Genomic DNA, 6,270 nt, shown 5'->3' with positions numbered 1-6,270 from the left:
TGATCTTCACCTCTTGTCTAGAATTACAGTTTGAGGTTTTTTTTCTTGAGTCTAAATACTTACTCAAGTCCCCCCTCTTTATGTACTACATTTTGTCGTGCGGAATGTGGGTTTCAATATTTTCAAGTTTCTGAGTTCATAGATTGTATGAATAACATAATACAGGAGAACAAAAATTAAGTTTTCCACAGGTTTTCCACAGGGTATTTATTGATGAAATCATCGATATAATAGGGATTTTTTGGGTTTTCCACATTTTCCACAGATATTAACTTGAGATTTTATTACGGCTTTGTTGCGGCTTTGTTGCGATCGCAACACTCCCCTGCGAGAGAAATTAATTAGAATTCTACTTTATAGCTTTCTGGCTTACAGTTCTGTATCATACGATTAAGTATAGACCATTGTATGAACAACTCCACTGCTTGAGTATCAAATTTTCGTTGTCGCAACTTGCCTCCAAATATCACTTTGAGCCTCAACATTGTTGTCTCAGATAAGGAGCACCGATGGTATCCACTCTCACGTTTCCATTTTTTACGTCCCACTCTACGAATCTCTCTAAGATTGGAGTCCCTGGGATGAGCTGGAGCCTTACAGTTGCCATGATGCCAGATGATTGCATTTTTACGGGGTGGTATGGTTGGTTTTGCTCCCCTGTTACTGGCCTCAAGGTAACACTTGCATTGATCATAGGCTCCATCACCAAAGACTTGCCTAATCTCACCTTCTACTCCCTCCAATCAGTCGGAAAATACTTGATCGTCACTAACTATTGTTAGTTGTGACCACGGCACTAACAATCTCTCCAGTTGCTTCATTGACGCCCAGATGCAATTTACGCCATGTCCGACGTTTGCTTATACCATGAACTCTTGTTTTCAATTCTCCCTCTCCATACACTTTTACCCCTGTAGAGTCTACGACTAGATGCATGGCCTCTTGGGCGACGGGGTGGGACTACTGGTATTTCAATATTCAATTTACTCAGGCGACGGGACAAGATACTGTGATCTGGTACTGGTAGCTCTAATTCCATTAAGGTAAATATAGATTCCAACAATCCCTCGGTTTGTCGTCCTGCCAAGTTAAATAGAGTAGCCAGGGTGGCCATTAATTCAATAGCGACGTTACTGTAGGTGTTAGATGCCCCCCGACATCCAGTTTTTTCTTGGTTTAGCCACTGCTCTATGACTTAATCACGCTCGCCAAAATGTCAGATTCCCCCTTTGTTTCAAAGAAGCATCATATTCAGACCAATTGCTTACTCTATAACGAGACTTGGACTTAGACTTTGGTTTAGACTTACTCATCTCTGGATTAGGATTTTGGTTTTTTGTGCCACTTACAGGTATTTTTACCCTAATTCCTCTTTTTTGTTTTTTGTGCAACAAAGCCCTTAAAAGGAGTAGTTTTTACCCTTGATGCTTTACACTGCCAAAAAAAACCGTGGCGGGAATTATCGAAACTCAAAATGATTATTTAGTCAAAGTTAAAAGGAATCAACCATTATTATATGCACAAATAGAACAGCAAGTTAAATCAAGCAAAACCGTTAAAAGGTATATAAATGACGAAAAAACTAGAAATCGCAAGACCATAACAGAAGTAGAGGTTTTTCATATACCGAATAATCTTGATGATTTATGGCAAGATGCAGGTTGTGTAATCAGAGTCAAACCCAGTGGTAATCGTGGGTCAAAATCAGTAGAAAGTATCAGTTATTACCTTTGCTCTCTCTCAGGGTTATCTGCTAGTCTAGGGTCTGGGATTCGAGGACATTGGTTAATTGAAAATCAACTAAATTGGGTAAAGGATGTAATTTGAGAAGAAGATTTCAGTCCTCAAAAATCAGGCTTTTCTGCCATCAATTTGTCGATGAGCGAAAACTTGGGTGTTAACTCTACTAAGGATACATGGTTTTGCTGGAATTAAAGCAGCGAAGCGCGTACTTGAGTAATCATCTCAAATATATACTTTCTGTTTGTACTTAAGTGTGGTATTAAATCGATTTTTTGATCTGAATTAATATGAAGTTGCGATCACACAGCAGAGGGCAATTTCTGGGTTAGTTTGACATTGGTTGGTGGCGATAGTACTACACACCGCGACGCGATCGCACTGCTTTGCATCACAAAAAATGGCCAGTTAAGCTAATATTAGGCCAAACTTGGGGTAAAGTCTGCTCATGACTCTATAAGTCTACACCTAGAGTGAGAATGAAACAGCCCTGCCCTCCTGGCAGGGGAGCGTCGGGAGGAAAACCAATCAACCCATGCGGTTCTTAAAATAATGTGCTATTCTCAAAAGAATAAAGCTGCTGGGGTAGCAGTTTCAGTCTGTGGAGCGACCGTAAGGCCAAAAAGAGCTTCGATCTTGGAGGCAGGTGCTATGTTAGCGCAGCTCCTCTGTCAAGAGGCAGCAGAAGGTCTCTATGAGTGATTTTAGGGAATCCCGCGTTGTCGCTTAAGCACAACGTCGGCAGAATGTTAAGTTAGAAGTCTACATTACTTAACCTAAGAATTTTAGAATTTAAGTCCCTGTTGACATCCTCCCCGCACCTGAAGGTGCGGGGATTTTCACACTCATGTGAAAATTTCCTCTTTCGTCAAGTCTCCTCATCAGATTTTTCTGTAACAATTCGCTTAACAATTGTTCTTCAGACCTTATTACACTGACTATAAAAAGCTATCCTTCTAGGGTGCAGCTTTAAACCCAAATTATTGGTAAATTTTTTTTAAAGCTTCTAGTTCCAGTAATAATAGTAAACTCCAATGAAATTAACTTGTACTCAAAGTGACTTAAATAGTAATCTTTCTCTGGTCAGTCGTGCAGTTCCTTCTCGCCCTAACCACCCAGTATTGGCAAATGTTTTATTAATAGCAGATGTAGAAAATCAACGCTTAGAATTAACAGGGTTTGACTTAAGTTTAGGTATTCGTTCAAATTTTCCGGCAGTTGTAGAAACAGGTGGGAGTTTTACTTTACCGGCCAAATTATTTAATGATATTGTCTCCAGATTACCAGATGGTAATATTACCATTGATGATGATGAAGGGGAAGCGATCGCCACTCTTACTTCTACATCTGGTCGTTATCAAGTTAGAGGTATGGGAGGAGAGGAATATCCGGAATTACCAGATGTGGAAGGTGGGGAGGTTGTCAATTTACCACCGGAAGCTTTGATTAATGGTTTGAGAGGAACTTTATTTGCCACAAGTCCTGATGAAACAAAACAAGTGTTAACAGGAGTACATTTAAAAGTACAAAAAGATGGTTTAGAATTTGCAGCAACTGATGGTCATAGATTAGCAATTGTTAAGACTGAAAGTGTGGCACCAGAGGGTGAGTCAGAAGTAGAAGAGATTGAAGAAATTGAAGAGTTTGAAGTAACAATTCCTGCAAAAGCTTTACGAGAGGTTGAACGAATGATTGGAATGCGTCAATCATCTGAAGCTGTTGCCTTGAGATTTGATGAAGGTCAGGTAATTTTTGAGCTAGGAGAACAATGTTTAACGAGTAGAAAATTGGAGGGTCAATATCCAGCTTACGGACAATTATTACCTGATAAGTTTACTAATCAAATTAATGTTAATAGGAAAGAATTTTTAGGAGCGGTGGAAAGAATTGCTGTTTTGGCTGACCAAAAGAATAATATTTTGAAGTGTTCTATTGATAGTGTTAATCAGGAGATTTCTTTATCTGTAGATGCTCAAGATGTTGGTAGTGGTAGAGAGTCTATGGCAGCACAAATTTCTGCTGATGAACCGGAAGAAATTGCTTTTAATGTGAAATATTTGATTGAAGGGTTAAAGGCTATTCCTTCAGCTTCAGAAATTTCAATTCAGTTAAATACTGCTACAAGTCCGGTGGTTTTAAATCCATTGGGTGGGGTGAAAATGACTTATTTAATTATGCCTGTTCAGTTGAGAAATTAGCTGTTAACTGAATTTTGCCCCCCTAGCCCCCCAACTTTGGGGGGAATAAGAGTCAATTTGCTTCTAAAAGTCCCCCAAAATTGGGGGATTTAGGGGGCTTGGATGTAGCAAATTTCTCAAGCAACCTCTAATGCAGATTAGTTGGAAACTTTTGCTAGGAATTTTCCCCTAAACTTCCTTCAAAAATTATTTGACTGATAACTGATAACTGATAACTGATAACTGATAACTGAATTTTGCCCCCCTAGCCCCCCAACTTTGGGGGGAATAAGAGTCAATTTGCTTCTAAAAGTCCCGAAAATTGGGGTATTTAGGGGGCTTGGATGAGGTAATTATCAATTATTCATTATCCATTATCAATTAATTAAACAACTACTTAATAGACTTATTATGGCTAATCAAAAAATAGACATAGAAGAACTTCTAACAAATCTCTACAACTCCTTCGATCCATTTCAACCATTACCAGCAGGAGACCCTCTTTATGTTGACTGTAAAAAAGTCCGAGGAGATGGAGATGTTTTAGTAGATTTAGGCAGAAAAATTAAGCGTTCAAATAGGATGACTTGTCAACTTTATGCTGGTCATCGTGGGGCAGGAAAATCGACTGAATTACTCAGACTTAAACAATATCTAGAATCACAGAAAATATTTGTGGTTTATTTTGCTGCGGACGAACAAGATATTGATGCGGAGGATGCGGAATATACAGATATTTTACTGGCTTGTACTCGTCATTTATTGCAAGATTTAAAAGATGCTGCTGAACCTAATTCTGTAGTTAATTGGTTAAAAGATCGTTGGCAGGAATTGAAGGATTTAGCTCTGACAGAAATTGATTTTGAGAAGGTAAATGTTGATGTAACAATATCTGCTTTTGCTAAAATAACGGCAAATTTAAGAGCAGTACCAACTCTCCGTCAGGAAATTCGGCAGAAAATTTATCCTCACACTGTTACTCTAATTAAAGTTTTGAATGAATTTATTAATGATGCTAAGAAAAATTTACCCAATGGTTGTACAGAATTAGCAGTAATAGTTGATAACCTAGACCAAATAGTGCCAGTTATTCAAGAGGATAAACGGACTAACCACGACCATATTTTTATAGACCGCTCCGAACAATTAAAAGCATTAAACTGTCACATTATTTATACAGTTCCTATTTCTATGGTCTACTCCCATAGAGCAGCAGATTTGAGATAATTTTATACATATCCCCAGGTTTTACCGATGATTATGGTACAGAAACCTGATGGAAGTAAATACGAACCAGGATTTAATAAAATTAAAGAGTTAATTATCAAGCGAGAGGAAAGATTTGCTCCTAATCTTTCCCTAGAAATTGACCTATTTGATAGTGAAGAAACTTTGAATCAACTTTGTATAATGAGTGGTGGTCATGTACGGAATTTACTATTATTAATTCAGTCAGCTTTTGATTATACAGATGATTTACCAATTCCGAGAAATGCTATCCGCAGGTCAATAACAGATGCTAGAGATATTTATCGGAAAACTGTGGATGATAATCAATGGATAAGGTTAGCTGAAGTGGCATTTTCTAGGGAAGTACCTAATGATGATAATTACCGCAGTTTAATGTTTAATCGCTGTATTTTGGAATATTGTTATTATGATGATGAGGGAAAAAAGCGACGTTGGTATGATGTTCATCCGTTGATTAAGGGAACTCCTGAGTTTAAGAAAGCTGTTGAAAGTATTACTCAGAAAGTTCAGTAGTATATGGAATTTTTTCTACTATTGCGTATAGGGCAATAATAGTTTCATTTTCTGAAGCACCATGACTTGAGAGATGAATATGGAATTTTTTCTACTATTGCGTATAGGGCAATAATAGTTTCATTTTGTGAAGCACCATAACTGGAGAGGTGAATATGGGATTTCTCTACTATTACGTATAGAGCAATAATTGATTCATTTTGTGAAGCACCATAACTGGAGAGGTGAATATGGGATTTCTCTACTATTACGTATAGAGCAATAATTGATTCATTTTGTGAAGCACCATAACTGGAGAGGTGAATATGGAATTTTCTCTACTATTGCTTATAGAGCAATAATTGATTCATTTCCTGAAGCACTATAACGTGGGAGGTGAAAATGAAGCAAGCGATCGCTCAAAATAAGACTAACAAATTAATCAGTATATTCGTGGCATAATCCGTGTGAGTATCTCAAAAGCTATGAACCAAGATTTAATAGACTGGGATGAGAATTTATTGAAAGACCCAGAAACAGAATATAAAGCTATAGTTAGGTCTCTCAAAAGAACGTCTGGTTTTAGATTGTTGTTTGTAGAATGTTCTCA

Annotated in this window: 5 protein-coding genes and 1 pseudogene; 5 read left to right on the top strand and 1 reads right to left on the bottom strand. The window is 37.7% G+C overall.

What is annotated here, in order from left to right:
- Positions 1 to 341 precede the first annotated feature (341 nt).
- Positions 342 to 1,313: pseudogene (locus tag F6K13_RS13735) on the bottom strand (IS5 family transposase).
- A gap of 136 nt (positions 1,314 to 1,449) precedes the next feature.
- Here F6K13_RS13735 and F6K13_RS13730 point away from each other — a divergent pair.
- The 5 genes from F6K13_RS13730 to F6K13_RS35145 all read left to right on the top strand — a co-directional run bounded on the left by F6K13_RS13730 (position 1,450) and on the right by F6K13_RS35145 (position 5,681).
- Entirely contained in the window at positions 1,450 to 1,827 is a 378-nt protein-coding gene (locus tag F6K13_RS13730; RefSeq protein WP_161564590.1) for an ISAs1 family transposase, read from the top strand.
- Positions 1,828 to 2,292: 465 nt separating this feature from the next.
- Positions 2,293 to 2,442 carry a hypothetical protein gene (locus tag F6K13_RS13725; RefSeq protein WP_287287626.1) on the top strand — a complete coding sequence of 50 codons (150 nt, stop codon included), beginning with the start codon at positions 2,293 to 2,295 and terminating at the stop codon, positions 2,440 to 2,442.
- A gap of 332 nt (positions 2,443 to 2,774) precedes the next feature.
- Positions 2,775 to 3,938 carry a DNA polymerase III subunit beta gene (dnaN, locus tag F6K13_RS13720; protein WP_124145677.1) on the top strand — a complete coding sequence of 388 codons (1,164 nt, stop codon included), beginning with the start codon at positions 2,775 to 2,777 and terminating at the stop codon, positions 3,936 to 3,938.
- Between the two features lie 390 nt (positions 3,939 to 4,328).
- Complete coding sequence (locus F6K13_RS35150; RefSeq protein ID WP_338043206.1) at positions 4,329 to 5,144, top strand: ATP-binding protein; 816 nt, start codon at positions 4,329 to 4,331, stop codon at positions 5,142 to 5,144.
- A gap of 33 nt (positions 5,145 to 5,177) precedes the next feature.
- Positions 5,178 to 5,681 carry a hypothetical protein gene (locus tag F6K13_RS35145; protein WP_338043205.1) on the top strand — a complete coding sequence of 168 codons (504 nt, stop codon included), beginning with the start codon at positions 5,178 to 5,180 and terminating at the stop codon, positions 5,679 to 5,681.
- The last annotated feature ends 589 nt before the right edge of the window (positions 5,682 to 6,270 follow it).

This window comes from Okeania sp. SIO2B9 (assembly GCF_010672505.1).
GTDB lineage: Bacteria > Cyanobacteriota > Cyanobacteriia > Cyanobacteriales > Microcoleaceae > Okeania > Okeania hirsuta.
This window is presented reverse-complemented; position numbering and strand designations above follow the sequence as displayed.

Excerpts from the sequence above, each read along its gene's own strand:
- F6K13_RS13725 (WP_287287626.1), top strand. The coding sequence starts at position 2,293 with ATGTGCTATTCTCAAAAGAATAAAGCTGCTGGGGTAGCAGTTTCAGTC.
- dnaN (WP_124145677.1), top strand. The coding sequence starts at position 2,775 with ATGAAATTAACTTGTACTCAAAGTGACTTAAATAGTAATCTTTCTCTG.
- F6K13_RS35150 (WP_338043206.1), top strand. The coding sequence starts at position 4,329 with ATGGCTAATCAAAAAATAGACATAGAAGAACTTCTAACAAATCTCTAC.
- F6K13_RS35145 (WP_338043205.1), top strand. The coding sequence starts at position 5,178 with ATGGTACAGAAACCTGATGGAAGTAAATACGAACCAGGATTTAATAAA.